At 46.6% G+C, this 15293-nt stretch carries 15 protein-coding genes and 2 pseudogenes; 14 read left to right on the top strand and 3 right to left on the bottom strand.

The genetic code is table 11. From position 1 onward, the window contains the following. Positions 1–15 precede the first annotated feature (15 nt). Complete coding sequence (locus tag H581_RS0102525; protein ID WP_028608642.1) at positions 16–822, top strand: MBL fold metallo-hydrolase; 807 nt, start codon at positions 16–18, stop codon at positions 820–822. On the opposite strand, the gene H581_RS0102520 is transcribed toward H581_RS0102525, so the two are convergent. Continuing rightward, positions 791–1012: a hypothetical protein gene (locus H581_RS0102520; RefSeq protein ID WP_036717430.1), complete on the bottom strand. Its 222-nt coding sequence runs from the start codon at positions 1010–1012 to the stop codon at positions 791–793. The genes H581_RS0102525 and H581_RS0102520 overlap by 32 nt on opposite strands. A gap of 168 nt (positions 1013–1180) precedes the next feature. On the opposite strand from H581_RS0102520, the gene H581_RS0102515 reads away from it, so the two are divergent. From H581_RS0102515 to rlmH, 3 genes are all read left to right on the top strand, one after another. Further along, positions 1181–2539: a S1C family serine protease gene (locus H581_RS0102515; RefSeq protein WP_028608640.1), complete on the top strand. Its 1359-nt coding sequence runs from the start codon at positions 1181–1183 to the stop codon at positions 2537–2539. Positions 2540–2916: 377 nt separating this feature from the next. After that, positions 2917–3084: a CxxH/CxxC protein gene (locus H581_RS36870; RefSeq protein ID WP_084134419.1), complete on the top strand. Its 168-nt coding sequence runs from the start codon at positions 2917–2919 to the stop codon at positions 3082–3084. Positions 3085–3294: 210 nt separating this feature from the next. Beyond that, on the top strand, positions 3295–3774 hold the full coding sequence (rlmH, locus tag H581_RS0102505; protein ID WP_028608639.1) for a 23S rRNA (pseudouridine(1915)-N(3))-methyltransferase RlmH: 480 nt from the start codon (positions 3295–3297) through the stop codon (positions 3772–3774). Positions 3775–3974: 200 nt separating this feature from the next. On the opposite strand, the gene H581_RS0102500 is transcribed toward rlmH, so the two are convergent. After that, positions 3975–4910, bottom strand: coding sequence for a ketopantoate reductase family protein (locus H581_RS0102500; protein ID WP_028608638.1), 936 nt, complete (start codon positions 4908–4910; stop codon positions 3975–3977). Positions 4911–5110: 200 nt separating this feature from the next. Here H581_RS0102500 and H581_RS0102495 point away from each other — a divergent pair, with 200 nt between their 5' ends. The 8 genes and pseudogenes from H581_RS0102495 (at position 5111) to H581_RS0102460 (ending at position 12577) form a co-directional block, all read left to right on the top strand. Then, positions 5111–5683 carry a TetR/AcrR family transcriptional regulator gene (locus tag H581_RS0102495; RefSeq protein WP_028608637.1) on the top strand — a complete coding sequence of 191 codons (573 nt, stop codon included), beginning with the start codon at positions 5111–5113 and terminating at the stop codon, positions 5681–5683. Positions 5684–5723: 40 nt separating this feature from the next. Next, positions 5724–6077: pseudogene (locus H581_RS0102490) on the top strand (MBL fold metallo-hydrolase); the annotation flags it as partial. A gap of 265 nt (positions 6078–6342) precedes the next feature. Continuing rightward, the gene (locus H581_RS0102485) at positions 6343–6915 is read left to right on the top strand and encodes a TetR family transcriptional regulator (protein WP_028608635.1); all 573 of its coding nucleotides are present in this window, start codon (positions 6343–6345) and stop codon (positions 6913–6915) included. A gap of 203 nt (positions 6916–7118) precedes the next feature. Continuing rightward, on the top strand, positions 7119–8315 hold the full coding sequence (locus H581_RS0102480) for an MFS transporter (protein WP_051250398.1): 1197 nt from the start codon (positions 7119–7121) through the stop codon (positions 8313–8315). A 69-nt stretch (positions 8316–8384) separates the two neighbouring features. After that, on the top strand, positions 8385–9338 hold the full coding sequence (locus H581_RS0102475) for an aldo/keto reductase (RefSeq protein ID WP_028608633.1): 954 nt from the start codon (positions 8385–8387) through the stop codon (positions 9336–9338). A 39-nt stretch (positions 9339–9377) separates the two neighbouring features. Beyond that, positions 9378–10454, top strand: coding sequence for an Atu2307/SP_0267 family LLM class monooxygenase (locus tag H581_RS0102470; RefSeq protein WP_028608632.1), 1077 nt, complete (start codon positions 9378–9380; stop codon positions 10452–10454). A gap of 42 nt (positions 10455–10496) precedes the next feature. Further along, positions 10497–11852 carry a hypothetical protein gene (locus H581_RS0102465; RefSeq protein WP_169507402.1) on the top strand — a complete coding sequence of 452 codons (1356 nt, stop codon included), beginning with the start codon at positions 10497–10499 and terminating at the stop codon, positions 11850–11852. Between the two features lie 239 nt (positions 11853–12091). Then, entirely contained in the window at positions 12092–12577 is a 486-nt protein-coding gene (locus tag H581_RS0102460) for a DinB family protein (RefSeq protein ID WP_028608630.1), read from the top strand. Positions 12578–12861: 284 nt separating this feature from the next. On the opposite strand, the gene H581_RS0102450 is transcribed toward H581_RS0102460, so the two are convergent. After that, positions 12862–13953 carry an oxidoreductase gene (locus tag H581_RS0102450; protein WP_028608629.1) on the bottom strand — a complete coding sequence of 364 codons (1092 nt, stop codon included), beginning with the start codon at positions 13951–13953 and terminating at the stop codon, positions 12862–12864. Positions 13954–14118: 165 nt separating this feature from the next. Between H581_RS0102450 and H581_RS0102445 the strand changes: the two genes are divergently transcribed. Together H581_RS0102445 and H581_RS0102440 are read left to right on the top strand one after the other, a co-directional pair. Continuing rightward, entirely contained in the window at positions 14119–14982 is an 864-nt protein-coding gene (locus tag H581_RS0102445; RefSeq protein WP_028608628.1) for a LysR family transcriptional regulator, read from the top strand. Positions 14983–15087: 105 nt separating this feature from the next. After that, positions 15088–15243, top strand: a pseudogene (locus tag H581_RS0102440) (helix-turn-helix transcriptional regulator); the annotation flags it as partial. Positions 15244–15293: the final 50 nt, after the last annotated feature.

Below are 15293 nucleotides of genomic sequence, written 5' to 3'. Positions count from 1 at the left end.
CAGGATTACGACATTATGGGGTTGAGATTTACGGTATTGGGGAGCGGGTCGACCGGCAATGCGACGATCGTGCAAGGATGCGAGAAGACGGTGCTGGTTGACGCGGGGATGAGTGCGAAGAAGCTGGATGAGCTGATGCGTGATCGGGGGGTATCCGGACATGAGCTGGATGCGCTTCTTGTCACGCATGAGCATTCGGATCATATCAAGGGCCTGGGCGCTTTCGCCCGGAAGTATGATCTTACGATCTTTGCGAATGAGGCGACATGGGGAGCCATGGAGAGGCATATCGGGAATATAGCCGCCGAGAAGCGAGTATATATGGAGACCGGCGAAGAAGTGACCTTCGGGACCATGACCGCCCAGTCCTATCCGATCTCGCATGATGCGGCGGAGCCGGTTGGCTATGTGTTTGTAGAGAATGGCGAGAAGCTGAGCCTGGCCACCGACCTTGGTTATGTAAGCGAGAAGGTGAGACGTCACATTATAGACTCGGACGTACTTGTCCTGGAGTCGAATCACGATACGGAAATGCTCCGAATGGGCCGCTATCCGTGGAATACGAAGCGGCGGATCCTCAGCGACGTCGGCCATTTATCGAATGTGGCGGCAGGGGAAGCGCTGCTCGAGCTGATGACGGACCGGACCAAACGCGTGTATTTGGCGCATCTCAGCCTTGATCACAACTTAATGGATTTGGCGATGATGACGGTGAATACTATATTAGAGGATAACGGAATATTTTATAAAAAAGATGAGCATCCGCTGCGTCCGACGTATTACGACAAGCCTACGCCATGGGATGAAGTGAAGCGGAAATAAGCGATTCCAGCTGTTCGTCGATGGCTTTTTCCTTGGCTGTCAGCTCTTCTCTTGAAAGAATTCCTTTCTCTATGAAAAGCTCTAGCATTGCGCTTAACGTGAGAACCGTACGGTAATGGTCGTCCTTCAAATCAGCAAGCTTAGCGGCTAGCTGCACATGCTCCCAAGCGGCGGGCGTTTTCGCTTTCATATCCACATCTCTCCTTTGGGGACGATAAAACGGCTGCTGGAAAATAATTGTTGGAAAAGGAAATGTTCATCGTCCGAATCTATTATTATTTTAGTCATTTCTTCCGAAAACATTCCTAGATTGAAAAAAATAGTCTTGGTGTCTAAGACATCGAGAGGAGCGATTAGTATGGGCTTATTCGACGATGATTTTTATTCGACAAAGGTATCCCGGCGCGCTTCGCGCGAGAATCGGCGGGGAGACTTTGCTTTTCCATATAGAAGCGGCGTACGCAAGTGGTCCAATGTCCGCATTGCCTTTGTATCTTCCTTCACGAGTGCAGTCGCTGCTACGCTCCTGTTCGGGGTCTTTTTTGGCGGCGGCAGCGGCGCTGCAGGCGACGGAGGCGCCGTTCCGGCAGCCGGCGTTATAAATACGATGGATCCGCTCGAACGTCCCGTTCAAGCATCCGCGAAGGTAAGACCGGCCGTAGTGAGCATTATTAATGAACAGCCGTTCTCATTCGGAATCGGCGGCGAGGAGCAGGAGGATCGCTCCGAAGAGAAGGGTACGCTGCGCGAAGCGGGTATCGGTTCGGGTGTGATTATAGATAAAGTTGACGGGAAAGCCATTATTATCACCAATTATCATGTGGTAGATAAGGCGCAGGCTGTGAAAGCCGTGCTGATGAACGGCGAGAAACGAGAGGCGCGTATCGTCGGCAAGGACCAAATTACGGATCTTGCGGTGCTGGAAATCGATGCGAAAGGGATAGACGTCGTTGCGGAAATCGGGGATTCATCGGTGCTGCGCCCCGCAGAATATGTAATGGCCATCGGCAACCCGCTGGGGCTTGGCGAATCCGTGTCTTCGGGCATCATTAGCAAGACGCAGCAGATCGTGCCGGTCTCGTTGAATCAGGATGGCGTGTACGACTGGGAGCAGGAGGTTATCCAGATCGATGCTTCGATCAATCAGGGCAACAGCGGCGGACCGTTGATTGATCTTGATGGACGTGTCATCGGCATTAACAGCATGAAGATCGCCGATCTCGGCGTCGAGGGAATCGGCTTCGCCATCCCGATCAACCATGCGATGCCGATCGTGGAGAGTCTGATGAAGCAGGGATATGTGTCCCGTCCTTATCTGGGCGTCTACACGATGGACCTGGAGCAATATTGGGAGCAGCAGTCGATAGAGGACGCATTCGGCGAGGATCCGGACGAGGAGAAGGACGCGGATTCAGGGAAAGATGAAGAAGACGGGGCAGCAGGGGACAGCGCAGGAGCTGAATTGAAGCTGCCGGATGAGATTTTTGACGGCGTGATCGTGCTTGAGGCGGTTGGTCCTGCTAAGAAAGCGGGCCTCCTGTTCAATGACGTGATCGTGAAGCTGGATAACCAGTCGATCGGCAGCACGATGGAGCTCCGCAAATTTTTGTACGGCAAGAAGAAAATCGGTGAAGAAATTAAGATTTCCTATTATCGCAACGGCAAGCTGCTGGAAACGAAGTTTAAGCTGGGCGAGAAGGAAGAAGAAGACGAATAATAGCAGGTTTAAAGAGCTGCAGTTGCTGGGAATGGTGGATTGGAACCGTTCGTAGGCACTGCGGCTTTTTTTAAATATAAGACTTTATAAGTTTAGCACTTATAAATGGGCTTATATTTCACCGCGAAACGGTTGCGTCCTCAGACAAGGACGCTGATCGGCATTTCTGCTTGGATGGAGATTTGGGGAGAATATAGGGGATGAGCGCTTTAAGACACTATCCCATTAGCTCAGGACGGAATTATAGGGGTGAGCGCTTTAAGACACTATCCTAATGGCTCAGGGAGGACGGTTGTTCTTCACATGGGGTACCATTTTCTGATATGCTGGGAGAACAAGAAGGACGACATCAACCAGGGATAGGAAGCGTGTAGACGATGTATTGTGTATGTAAAGCATGTATTGAGCGGGCGTTGGACCGTTTTGTGGATGAATATGAGGATGCGCCGGACGTGGTCGATTTGAAGGAGACGCAATTCGCCGATTGGGATCCGCCCCGCAAATGCGATTTGTGCGAGGATGCAGCGGCTTTTTTGGTGGTGTAGCGGGGTAATGCTAAGGGATGCCTGGCAGGCGGGCTTAATAAATATATGGGATGAAGCGGACACCAAAGAATAAAAGAAGGATGTGTAGCGGACATATCCGAACATAGGAATGGTGAAAATAAACCCAAATGCGAAAAAGAAGACCTTGCGGCTTTTCTAAGACGGGTGAACGGACACCAAAGAATCACAGAAGGATGTGTAGCGCAGCGCATGCATATACAGATAGCGGCCGTAGGGAAGCTGAAGGAAAAATATTTGGTGCTTGGCATAGCCGAGTATGCCAAGCGGCTCGGGCCTTACGTGAAGCTTACGCTCACGGAAGTGCCCGATGAGAAAGCGCCGGAGACGATGTCGGCGGCGGAGGAAGCGATTGTGCGCGAGCGAGAGGGCGAGAGGCTTCTGGCGCAGCTGAAGCCGGATGCGCACGTTGTCGCGCTCGCGCTGGAAGGCGAGCTCTGGTCCAGCGAGGATCTCGCGGACCAGCTCGATAAGTTAGCCACGTATGGGCGAAGCCACGTGGCTTTTGTTATTGGCGGGAGCAATGGCTTAGCTCCCGCCGTGCTTAAGCGCGCCCAGCAGAAGCTGAGCTTTGGGCGCATGACCTTGCCGCACCAGCTAATGCGGCTGGTGCTGGTGGAGCAGATTTATCGGGCGGTGAAGATAAATCGGGGGGAACCGTATCACAAGTAGGCGAAATTTTTTCGAGAAGCCTTGCGAAGCATAATAATAGTGCTCGCTGGTGGATGATTTGGATGTTACGTAGACACCTTAGATGAGGGTTGCTTTATTAGACCTATAGTTCTCGAACCACCTGTTTAACTACATCCCACATCTGACTTAGAATAGGCAGATTTCTATCGATTAGAGACAAGAACATGTGATTATTTCCATTATTGCAAAGGGGTGTAATTGTAAAGCTTGTCCCAATTTGGTGTGGCCATGTTACTTCTTTTCTTTAAGTCAGAAAAAGCTTGGTACAACGCAGTCATTTCGTTGGCAGATACCGCCTTATCGCTTAGTATGATTCTGCCGATGGGGGTTGATAATATAATCTTCAACACGGTAAAAAACATCTTGCGATATTTTCGGACTAACTGTTGTTGATTCGCAGGCGTAATTGTGTAACCATTTTTTATCAACACTTGATGGCCTTCATCTATTGCGTCAATGACGTAGTTAAGCAGCCTTTTGTCCCTAGCCGCTTTGCGCAGATTCCCATTATACGAGACGGCTATGCGATTCAAAGGCAAGATCAAAATGAAGTGACTTTTCAGCCATTCATCCATATTTGTAAAGGTGATCGTTTTATACCTTGTGTTCTTTAGAGCTTGGTCAATGACCGATCTCCAATGTAGCTGCTCTCCCAAGCCGCCGAAAACCAAGGTCACCTTTGGACCGCGCAAGCAGTTTACCCGACCGTTCTCTCTCCATCCGGCAAGCGTCTGAAAAGCAAAGGCAACCTTTTTCTCTACAGGGCTATTGGACTGCAAATAATGCCGCATTTCAATGGGACTTGCATTATTGCCCATAATAATAATATGTTTGCTTTGATTCGCTGCAAGGGCAGGAAGGACTGCCTCGAAATCCGGATATTTCATCACTACGAAGATGAGATCATAAACATCCTCCGGCTGTAATTCACGAATTACGTTTACTTTATCGACCGTTGTTCGGAGCTGTAAATAATGGCGGATCACATTACCGTTCTGCTGTAACTCATCCGCCCGCCGTCCTCTGGCTAACATTGTGACTTCGTTGCCCCCGTGCACTAATTCGTGAGCTAAATAACTTCCCAAAACCCCTGCCCCGTAGACCAGTATTCTCATATTATTCCTCCATTTTGGTTGTTTCGCAATAAAAAGTTTTTAAATATCAAGGTGTAATATTTAAAAATATTCTATTTGATTTTATCTCCGATCAGAATGGTAAGTCAATATTTTTTTAAATTTATGACCATTAAATTTAAAAACCTTTCGAATTGTGCTACATTGATTTTAGATTGGGATGCGGGATGGAGGAATGTGTAATGAATAAATTCGAAATAAGGACTCAGAAAAAGAAGACGGCAGTTGTTAATGCGGCATTAAAGCTCTTTAAAGAAAAAGGTTTCGTTCATGTCAGCATAAAGGATATTGCCGCTGAGTCCGGCGTATCATCCGTATCGCTGTATAACTATTTCGAAAGCAAAGAAGGGATAGTCAAGGAATGCGCAAACGTTTTGATGCAAAATACCCTTCATATGGCCGAAGAGATCATGAACCAAGACATCGATTTCAAGGATAAAATCGTTCAAATCATGGATATTTGCGCCGATCAGGACTATCAATTGCTTGGTTCGCCTGGTGCCGTAAAGGACCATGTGTTATCAAGTCTCTATAGTGAAAATACAAATAAAATTAGAATTCAAATGCTTCAAGAGCTTATTGAACTTGCGAAAAAGGAAGGAGCTATTCACTCTTCAGTTTCTCTAGAGACTGTTCTTGAATTGTTAAATGTGATTGGAACCATTCAATTAACTTGGGCAAAGTCAGGAAACTATAAAGAAAAGATGGCTGAGATGAACCGTCTGTTGTTATTCGGGTTGATTGGCAATGGTTAATGTTTGATGTGTGAGTGGGATGAGGTTATTTATGGATCTATTCTATACTAGCGGATATGGAGGATACGATTCACATTTTAAGGAAATAGGAAAAAAGTACGGACCGTTTAGCATGACATTAATTGAAGGTGGTCAATATGATAAACGATGGCCTTGGGTACATATGACACCCGAAGAAGCTGTTCAGGCTCATTTAGATGTAAATGGGAAGAATATGATGTTAATTCATTGGGGAGCTTTCACCCTTGCTTATTATGGTTGGACAGAACCGGTGGAACGAGCATTACAAAAGGCAAACGAAGCAAACGTTAAATTAATGACTCCTAAAATCGTCGAAACGGTTCCACTTATTGGAGAGTTTACCGTCCCCTTTTCATCGTGGTGGCGAATGTAGGCCATTTCCGGCGTGGCCTGAAGATGGACATTATATTATTTCTTTAAATCATTATCGATTGGGAAGGTTCTTGAAGACGATAAAATCGATCTACAGAAGCATGAAACCAAGGGAGTGTGCTTCAGCAACGGTTAGAAGATTCAATCGAGACCGTTTCGCCATCGTCGCATGAGCAATCACCTTATTACAAGTTTGATTTTTTCGGACATGTGTATGTTGTCGAAAACAATTTGATTTTGATCGAACGATCGATTATAATCAATTTATGAAAAACAAATCCGAAAACAAAATGGAACTTATCTATCAGACAACCATTGCACTTCTTAATGAAATAGGGCTATCCGATATATCCATGTCCAAAATTGCGAAGAGGGCAAGCATCTCCTCATCATCCATTTACTTTTATTTTGAAAGTAAAGAAGACTTGCTAATAAAACTATATTTTAACCTCAAGGATCAAATGCATCAGATGATGTTTAGAGGTGTAACGGCGGATATGTCAGTCAAGGATGGTTTTGAGAAAATCTTGCGTAATTATTCCAATTATATTGTGAATAATAAAGCTAACTTTCTGTTAATGGAACAATTTCTTGACTCTCCGTTTATACGCAAAAGCTGTAAAGATCAAAACGGTGGAGTGTTCAAGCCGATGTATGCTCTATTCGAGAGGGGGATCAGAGAAGGACTATTCAAGGATTCGGAGACCAATCTTTTAGTTACCTACTCCTGTCTGCCATTTGTCCAAATGGGGAAAGAGTATATAAATGGTGAATATGAGTTCAGTTCTGCTAATATTGATAAAATGATTCAAATGAGCTGGGATGCTATTAAAGCATAAGCAGCCCATTTTTTTTCGAAAAATTGATCGAACGTTCGATTTTTTTGAAGTAAGTTGATCGATCGTTCGATTGAAAGGGGGGTGGACGTCGTGTGCTTTCTAACAAAGGCCAAAGGCATCCTGATGCGTAGGAAAGCCTGTTAAAGAATATTTAGATTCAATATCAATTTTATTTTAGGAACACGGGGAGATTAGAAGCATTTATGAATAACTACAACATGAAGAGCTACAAATTGATTATTTATTTTCTTGCACTAGGCGCGACCGTAGTCGGTACGGCCGAATCGATTATTACTGGAATTCTTGACATGCTTGCCTCAGATATAAATGTATCAATAGGTCTTGCCGGACAATTAGTTACTGTGTATTCCATTGCCTACGCTGTGGGTACGCCGATTCTAATCGCAATCTCATCAAAAGTAGATCGAAAAAAGCTATTATTGGCAGCATTATGTATTTTCGTTGTCGGCAATATCATTGCTGTTCTAAGCCCTAATTATGCATTGCTTATGATTTCCAGGGCTGTCTTGGGAGTAAGCGCAGGCGTTTTCGCCGTTGTTGCCTTGGGTGTAGCCGCACAAATAGCTCCGCCGGAGAAAAGAGGAAGTGCGATCGGTACTGTCTTAATGGGGACAAGTCTTTCACTCGTCATCGGACTTCCTTTAGGCACTTTGATCGGGGAGTATATAGGGTGGCGCTGGATCTTCGCTATACTTGGCGTAATTACCGTAATAATGACTGTTCCCATCGCAAAAGCCGTTCCTAAGTTATCCGGTCAAGAAGCGATTCCGCTATCTAAACAACTGGCTGTACTCAAAGAATTCAAAGTAATAAGCGGCTTGTTAACCTCTTTGTTCTTTATTACAGGTTACTCTGTTGTTTCTACGTATCTAGCTCCATTGCTGCGCGAAACCGCAGGTCTAAACTCCAATACAATCAGCCTTGTCTTGCTAGGCATGGGATTAATGGCTGTAGTAGGAGCACGTATAGGAGGATACGGAGCGGATAAATGGGGAATTGCTCGTACTCTTATTGCAAGTCTGCTCCTTCATATGATTGCCCTTTTCTTTCTCCCGATTGCTGCCGTCAACTTTGCAGGCGCCTTGTTCATACTAGCTCTTTGGATGCTTGGAGCTTGGACAACGGCCCCAGCACAGCAGTTTAGTCTGGTTACTATGGCTCCTCTATCAACCGATATTATTTTGAGTTTGAATTCCTCTGCATTCCATATTGGTGTCGCCTTGGGAGCAGTTCTAGGTGGCGTGGTTGTCGAACAACTCTCCCTATCATCGATTGGTTGGGTCGGAGGACTAATCGTATTGCTTGCAACCGTATTTGCAGTGATTTCGCTTGCTTTGAAAAATAAACAGAATGTGGCCGAACAACTCAAAAGCGTATAAGCAAAGATATCGAATAGGCAAAACATACCGTAATGTGATTTCAACATTGAACATGAGGAGTGATTTTTTATGGAGAAAAGAGCGCTTGGATCAAGCGGGCTGGAAGTATCAGCTCTTGGACTTGGCTGTATGACCATGTCCGATTTTTACGGCAGTGACCGGGATGAGCAAGAATCCATACGAACGATTCATCGTTCTTTAGAACTTGGTGCGGGCTTCTTGGATACCTCGGATATGTACGGTGTCGGCGAAAATGAAAAACTGGTGGGAAAAGCGATCAAAGATCGGCGTCATGAGGTCACTTTGGCTACCAAGTTTGGGGTAGTGCGCGACAAAGGGCCGATGTGGGGATATAACGGAAGAGCGGAATATGTTAAGGCTGCCTGTGAAGCAAGCTTGCGCAGATTAGGCGTTGACCACATCGACCTGTATTATTTGCATCGTATTGATCCCTATACTCCAGTCGAAGAGTCTGTAGGGGCGATGGCTGATCTGGTAAAGGAAGGAAAGGTTCGTTATATCGGCCTTTCAGAAGCCTCGCCAGCTATGATACGCAGAGCACATGAGGTTCATCCAATATCGGCAGTGCAAACGGAATATTCCTTGTGGTCCCGAGACATTGAAGACGAAGTTCTCCCTACCTGCAGAGAGCTTGGCATCGGATTTGTAGCCTATAGTCCGCTTGGACGTGGTTTCTTAACAGGTACTATTCAACGGTACGAGGATTTGGGGTACGGCGACATCAGACGGAACTTCCCTAGATTTCAAGGGCAAAACTTACAGAAAAACCTTGAATTTGTCGCCCGAATTCAAGAGATGGCTGCTGAAAAGGGGTGCACCGCGCCTCAATTGGCGCTGAAATGGATATTGATGCAAGGCAGCGATATCGTGCCTATTCCAGGAACGAAAAGAAGAAAGTATTTGGAGGATAATCTTGGATCTTTGCAAGTTGAGCTTACGGATACCGATCTTAAACGTATCAACGAAGTAGCGCCAAAAAACGTTGCCGCAGGACATCGATAATATTTTTGCCTGCGATCAACATGATAAGGAGGATCAACTATGGCTGAATCCACAGACAACTTTGAAATAGGCATCAATACTTTTCTAGAGAACTCACCGGATCCCGTAACGGGCAAGAGGATTAGCCATCCCAGGCGGATTCGGAACGGGGTCGAAGAGATCGTTATTGCCGATCAAGCCGGCCTTGATGTGTTTGGAATCGGAGAGCATCAACGGTTTGATTATGCCTCTGAATCGCCAGCCGTGGTGCTTGCGGCGGCTGCAGCTTTAACCAAGCGAATTCGGCTCACGAGTGCCGTTACCGTTCTTTCCTCGGATGATCCGGTTCGCGTATACCAATCTTTTTCTACACTGGACAGCATCAGTAATGGCCGGGCGGAAATTATGGTAGGCCGAGGATCCTTTATTGATTCGTTCCCGTTGTTTGGCTATAGTTTGAACGATTACAGCGAATTGTTTGAAGAACACCTTGAATTGCTTCTAAAGATTAGAGCTTCGGAAAAAGTCACATGGCGAGGTGGTCATCGCCCCGCGATCCATAATCTTGGCGTCTATCCGCGATCCGTCCAAGACCCGCTTCCGGTATGGGTCGGAACCGGAGGGCGCCCAGAATCGGCTATTCGGGCAGGAGCGCTGGGGCTGCCCGTCGTCTTCGCCATCATTGGCGGAATGCCGGAAAGATTTGCCCCGTTAGTCGAATTGTATAAACAAGCTGCCGCCGAGGCCGGCCACGATGTGAGTAAGCTTAGAATTGCGACACACTCACACGGCTTCGTTGGAGAAACAACAGAACAGGCTGCCGAGTTACATTATCCTTACACGTCGGTTCAAATGAATGAACTCGGCAGAGTATTAGGATGGCCGCCATATAGTCGTGCATCTTACGATGCTGCGCGTAGTATGGATGGAGCCCTTTATGTTGGCGATCCTGAATATGTCGCGGAGAAGATTCTTCTCGTCCGCAAAAATCTAGGGACGAACCGTTTCTTCTTACATCTAAATATCGGCACATTGCCGCATCGCGAAGTCTTGCGCGCCATCGAGTTGTTTGGCACCCGCGTCGCGCCGATCGTTCGAAAAGAGATTGCTCGAGAGAGCAAGCAAACAACCATTTGAAGTAGCCTTTCCTACGAAGGAGTCATATATAAAGGGGTTTAGATGAGTATGACACTAAAGTCGGCGATTGATGAAAATGATGATACATCCAAGGAGCCTGGAATCGCTTTGAAGTTGGATCATCATGTTGAACTTTCTCTTCCTCCTGTTAGAGCCGGATTTTCAGTTGATGGTCGTCTTACTGTACGAGCAGGATCTGACTTTCTGGTAGGCGATATGTTTCTTGCGGATATTCTGGAAACTATTATTGCTAATGGAAGTTTCGTATATATGTATTTGAACGAGGATGTGTTATCTCTTTGCAATTTGTTGCTCAAGTCAGAACTGATATTATTATCTGAACGACTTAAAGAACATTTTGCTAAAACGATCAATCATCCTGTTACCCCTTTCCAGACTGAAGGGATTGTCAGATTATGGGGTCTTGACGCCGCTTCAATAAGTAATGAAACGAATAAAGATCTTTTGCTAAAGAATTTAAATGATTTATTGGTAAGGCGATTCGGTATAATTTCCGATACAGGGAAACATAGAGAGGCTTATGGCTATAACAGAGCATTAGAGATTAATAATGAGGGAATCTCACACCCTACACTGAAAGTTACGTTCAATAAGGATGAGGGCGCACTTATGTTCCTTGATTCTCATTTTAAAGCAGAAGTCGTTTCTACGTACGGAAATACAGCGATAGGTGTATCCGAGACGGTTATTGCCATTGCCAAAACGATAACGGCATTTGAACGTATCATTCCTCAGCTTGGAATGAACTATGCTTTATCTCAAGCACAGATCGCTTTGCTTCGTTTAGGATGGGGATCAGAAGACTTGAAACTAAACGATAGCGTATTAAAACACTGGATTAGTGATGTTACCGCAAAGCTGGTACCTACAAGGAGAATGCCCAGCGAAACCACGATTTTATATTTCATGAAGGCGACTTTAGCGGATGGTTCCGTGGTGAATGGGTTGTGGCCCAATACATTATCAGCCGATTTATTTTACAACCTCGAAAGCGGTCGTGTAGAAAAGTATGTTTCCGAGCATGAACATTACTTGGAACTGAAGGATGGAAAAAGATTCACTATTGCGGCCACGGTGGATGGTGGTGTATCCGTCAGAGCTGTTTCGGACAATACTGCCGATACGCATCCTATCCTGCATTTCTATAACGATACCGAAAGTTTGGATAAAGGTTTACTATTAGCGGGTGCAGACCGTAGAGTTTCTTTACTGGGCAAAATAAGCGACACAGCCAGTTCTTTTAAAAGCGTGCATTTGAGAGCCCCTCGAAGCAAGGAATTTAGATTTGTCATGTGGGGATCAAATAATTTTGATGTTTATTTAGTGGAAGAGGGACAAGGTGGGGTTTATACAATAAATGATACTTTGAGCAGTTAATTGCCTAGGTTTTATAATAGATATCTAACAAAAGACTGTAAAGTGTTCATTTGAAGGCACCTAATTGGGTGCCTTTTGATTTCGCTCTATAGTTGATACGGGGAACCTTATCACAAATGACGGCAAGTTTTTTGGTCAGATTATTTCTACTGACAACACTTGGCAGTGATTAATTGATATACTTCTTAGTGAAGGTGTTAGCTATTAAAACATTTCCAAGAAAGGCGGAAAAGATCAGTATGAAATTAAGCAGGCAGGAAATTTTATTGCACGGTTTGGAGTTCGCGTTTCAGAAGGAAGGTTGGAATCCGCCGCTAATGAAAGCATTGGAAGGGATTAATGAAGGACAGGCGGATTGGCGTCCTGAGACCGGGGCATCGAACACAATTCGTGAAATAGTAACCCATCTGATCTTTTATAAAGAGCAGTTACTGCAAAGATTACAAGGGATAGAATCGCCTGATCCGTCTTCTAATGAAGTTACCTTTACTGCAAGCACTGAACAATCCTGGGAACAGACGGTTGCGAAACTAATCAAGGTTCATCATGATATTCAAGGGTGTCTAAAGGATCTTATGGATGAAGATCTGGATCGTCCACTTTCGCATTTTCCAATTGGCGGTCAAATGCTAACACTCGCGATGCACGATGTCTATCATACCGGACAGATCATTCTCCTTCGCAAGCTTCAAGGATCTTGGCCTACAAACAGGAATTTTGCCTAGATTTTTTTTGGAGCCCCTTTTAAAATTGCTAACGACCCCCTCGAAAAGGGGTCTTTATTGTTCAGTTTGCAGATTGGCTGCACGATTTTAACATGCGGAGCTCATGAATTAAAAGGAGACGGATGAAAAAACTTGCCGTTGCAGACAGCGCGCTGAACCGTATCATAAGTGACGACGAATGGCCCTAAACCGAGAAATGGCGGCGCAGGATTAACTTCTGCACCGCCATCTTTTCATATTTGGCATTACTCTTCAATTCATCTATTCCACCTGATAGAAAGTCCTTACACGCCAACCTCTTCCTCCTTAAGCGTGGCGATCGGCTGCAGAAAATGATGGTCGAATGGGAGCAACGCGCTGCCTGCCCGTACTTTGTTCACCCAGTCTGGATTGACCAGTGCGCTCGTGCCGATTGCTACAAGATCCGCATGATCGTTCTCCAAGAGAGATTCCGCTTTGTCCGGTTGGCCTAACTTGCCGTTGGCTATGACAGGAAGGCCGCTATATTGTTTGGCCAACTTGGCAAGTGTGTGCCCGCCCTCCTCAAAAGCCGGAGCAAATGCTTTATATTCGGTCGTATGGATGTAATCGGGAGCAGCCGCTGCCAAATGCTCGAAAATAATCTGGGCATCCATCTCTCCGCCAGCCCACTTGTGATGAAAATCGTTTACTTTACCTTGGGAGATGCGGACGCCGACAATGAAGTCAGGGCCTACTACGGCGCGAATGGCATCTAGGACTTCCACGATGATTTGGACACGTCGTTCCGCCATCCCGCCATACTCGTCGGTTCTAAGATTCGTGTAATCGGTCAGGAATTGATCGAGCAGGTAGCCGTTTGCTGCATGAACTTCCACCCCGTCGAATCCAACCTTCTTAGCGCGAAATGCAGCTTGCGCGAAACCATCAATAACGTTCCGGATATCCTCTTGGGTCATGGCTCTCGGTACGGCAAAATCTCCGCTCCCGCCGTGATCCTCCAGCATCGTGCCTACGGGCTTCACGGCTGATGGAGCGATCGGTGTGAATCCGTCATGCTGGACTAGCGCGCCTGCATGCATGAGCTGCGCAACAATCTTGCCTCCCGCGCCCTGAACGGCCCGGACGACAGGTCTCCAGGATTCAGCTTGCGCTTCATTAGCTAGGCCGGGCTGGTTCACGTAGCTTTGGCTGCTTATCGCATCCGGATAGAGGCCTTCCGTAATGATGAGACCGAATCCCCCTTTTGCAAAGCGAGCATAATACCGGGCCATACGCTCATTCGCGAGCCCAGAGGGCTCTGCGCTCGTCCGCGTCATCGGAGATAGCACGGACCTATTCGGCAAGCGCAGCGAACCCAATTGGAAGGTTGAAAAAAGATGAGAGTAGTTACCCATATTGAAATTCCTCCTCGTTGTTTACGGTGTCAATACGCTTGATCTCCACCGCACGATCTATTTCTAGGTTTGATTGTAAATGGATAGTTCCATATAGTAAAATGATCATTATAGATTGGGGTATCAAAATAATTGATGTTTACACCGATGAACGGAGGTTCCCGAGTGGAGTTAACCGATCTAAAAATATTCATGGCGATCATACAAGAGGGCAGTATCACACGCGCAGCGGAGAAGCTGGAGTATGTTCAATCGAACATCACGATGAGAGTTCGCAAAATGGAGTCGGAGCTCGGAGTCCAGCTTTTCCATAGAACGCCGAAAGGCGTCTTGCCGACCGAGAAAGGGCGCGTCTTCAGCCAATATGCCGCAGACATTCTGTTAAAGGTCGAGGAAGTGATCATGTCCATCCAAGAACCTGAATATCCGAGCGGTCCGCTCGCGATCGGCGTCGTGGAGACCGTTGCGTCCACCGCTCCTTTTATACGTGCGTTATCCGATTTTCAAAAAAAACACCCGGAAGTAGCGTTGTCTCTTGTCACCGGAACATCGCCGCAAAATTACGAGAAAGTGCTGAACCGCAAGTTGGACGGAGCTTTCTTCACGGGAGAATTCGATTTGGCTCCTCTAAAGGTCGCTCATGAGATTCGAGAAGAGGTGCTGCTCCTGACGAACGCCGATGGAAAAGCCGCACCTTCCGATGTTGCGAATGCGGCGTGGATCGTTTTTCCGAGGGGTTGCCCGTTGCGTGCCGCAAGCGAGGATTGGCTCCACAGTCAAGGGGTATCGTCCGTAAATATGATTGAGGTGAGCACGCTGGACACGATGCTGAATTGCGTACGGGCAGGCATCGGTTATACGCTTTTGACCGAATCGGTCATTGCTGAGAAAGACGAACGGTTAAGGGCCCATCCGGTTCCCGAACGATACCGTTTCGTGACGACGAGGCTGGTTACCCGAAAAGAACAGTTCGGCAGCAAAGCGTTTGCGGCCTTCGCTGATTGTGTCCGAGAGGCGGGGACGCAATAGAGAGAAATAAGATAGCTTTTTCATTGATTCGGTCCCGCGCTCCATTATATCACTGCGCAATCACTAAAATCAGTCTTATTTCACAAGGAAAAGAAGGTGCTCCCGATGGCAAAATGGGATAACATGCTATCCATGATTTGGATGCTGCGATCCGGAAGGAAGCTCACCGCTGCGGAGATTGCAGACAATTTGGAGATTAGCGTCCGCACCGTGTACCTGTATATCGACGCATTATGCGCCAGCGGCGTGCCGGTCGTCGCGTGCGTCTCGGCAGGTGGCGTGAAGCAGATTTAGTTGCTAAAATTGGACTA

This window comes from Paenibacillus harenae DSM 16969, from assembly GCF_000422465.1.
In the GTDB taxonomy this organism is placed as follows: domain Bacteria; phylum Bacillota; class Bacilli; order Paenibacillales; family Paenibacillaceae; genus Pristimantibacillus; species Pristimantibacillus harenae.
Note: the sequence above shows the minus strand (reverse complement) of the source record. Positions and strands in the feature narration are given on the sequence as shown.

Bases quoted from the DNA above. Each gene is read 5' to 3' on its own strand.
- H581_RS0102485 (WP_028608635.1), top strand. From the start codon at position 6,343: ATGAAAAACAAATCCGAAAACAAAATGGAACTTATCTATCAGACAACC.
- rlmH (WP_028608639.1), top strand. From the start codon at position 3,295: ATGCATATACAGATAGCGGCCGTAGGGAAGCTGAAGGAAAAATATTTG.
- H581_RS0102520 (WP_036717430.1), bottom strand. From the start codon at position 1,012: ATGAAAGCGAAAACGCCCGCCGCTTGGGAGCATGTGCAGCTAGCCGCT.
- H581_RS0102475 (WP_028608633.1), top strand. From the start codon at position 8,385: ATGGAGAAAAGAGCGCTTGGATCAAGCGGGCTGGAAGTATCAGCTCTT.
- H581_RS0102525 (WP_028608642.1), top strand. From the start codon at position 16: ATGGGGTTGAGATTTACGGTATTGGGGAGCGGGTCGACCGGCAATGCG.
- H581_RS0102465 (WP_169507402.1), top strand. From the start codon at position 10,497: ATGAGTATGACACTAAAGTCGGCGATTGATGAAAATGATGATACATCC.
- H581_RS0102470 (WP_028608632.1), top strand. From the start codon at position 9,378: ATGGCTGAATCCACAGACAACTTTGAAATAGGCATCAATACTTTTCTA.
- H581_RS0102460 (WP_028608630.1), top strand. From the start codon at position 12,092: ATGAAATTAAGCAGGCAGGAAATTTTATTGCACGGTTTGGAGTTCGCG.
- H581_RS0102450 (WP_028608629.1), bottom strand. From the start codon at position 13,953: ATGGGTAACTACTCTCATCTTTTTTCAACCTTCCAATTGGGTTCGCTG.
- H581_RS36870 (WP_084134419.1), top strand. From the start codon at position 2,917: ATGTATTGTGTATGTAAAGCATGTATTGAGCGGGCGTTGGACCGTTTT.
- H581_RS0102500 (WP_028608638.1), bottom strand. From the start codon at position 4,910: ATGAGAATACTGGTCTACGGGGCAGGGGTTTTGGGAAGTTATTTAGCT.
- H581_RS0102515 (WP_028608640.1), top strand. From the start codon at position 1,181: ATGGGCTTATTCGACGATGATTTTTATTCGACAAAGGTATCCCGGCGC.
- H581_RS0102495 (WP_028608637.1), top strand. From the start codon at position 5,111: ATGAATAAATTCGAAATAAGGACTCAGAAAAAGAAGACGGCAGTTGTT.
- H581_RS0102480 (WP_051250398.1), top strand. From the start codon at position 7,119: ATGAATAACTACAACATGAAGAGCTACAAATTGATTATTTATTTTCTT.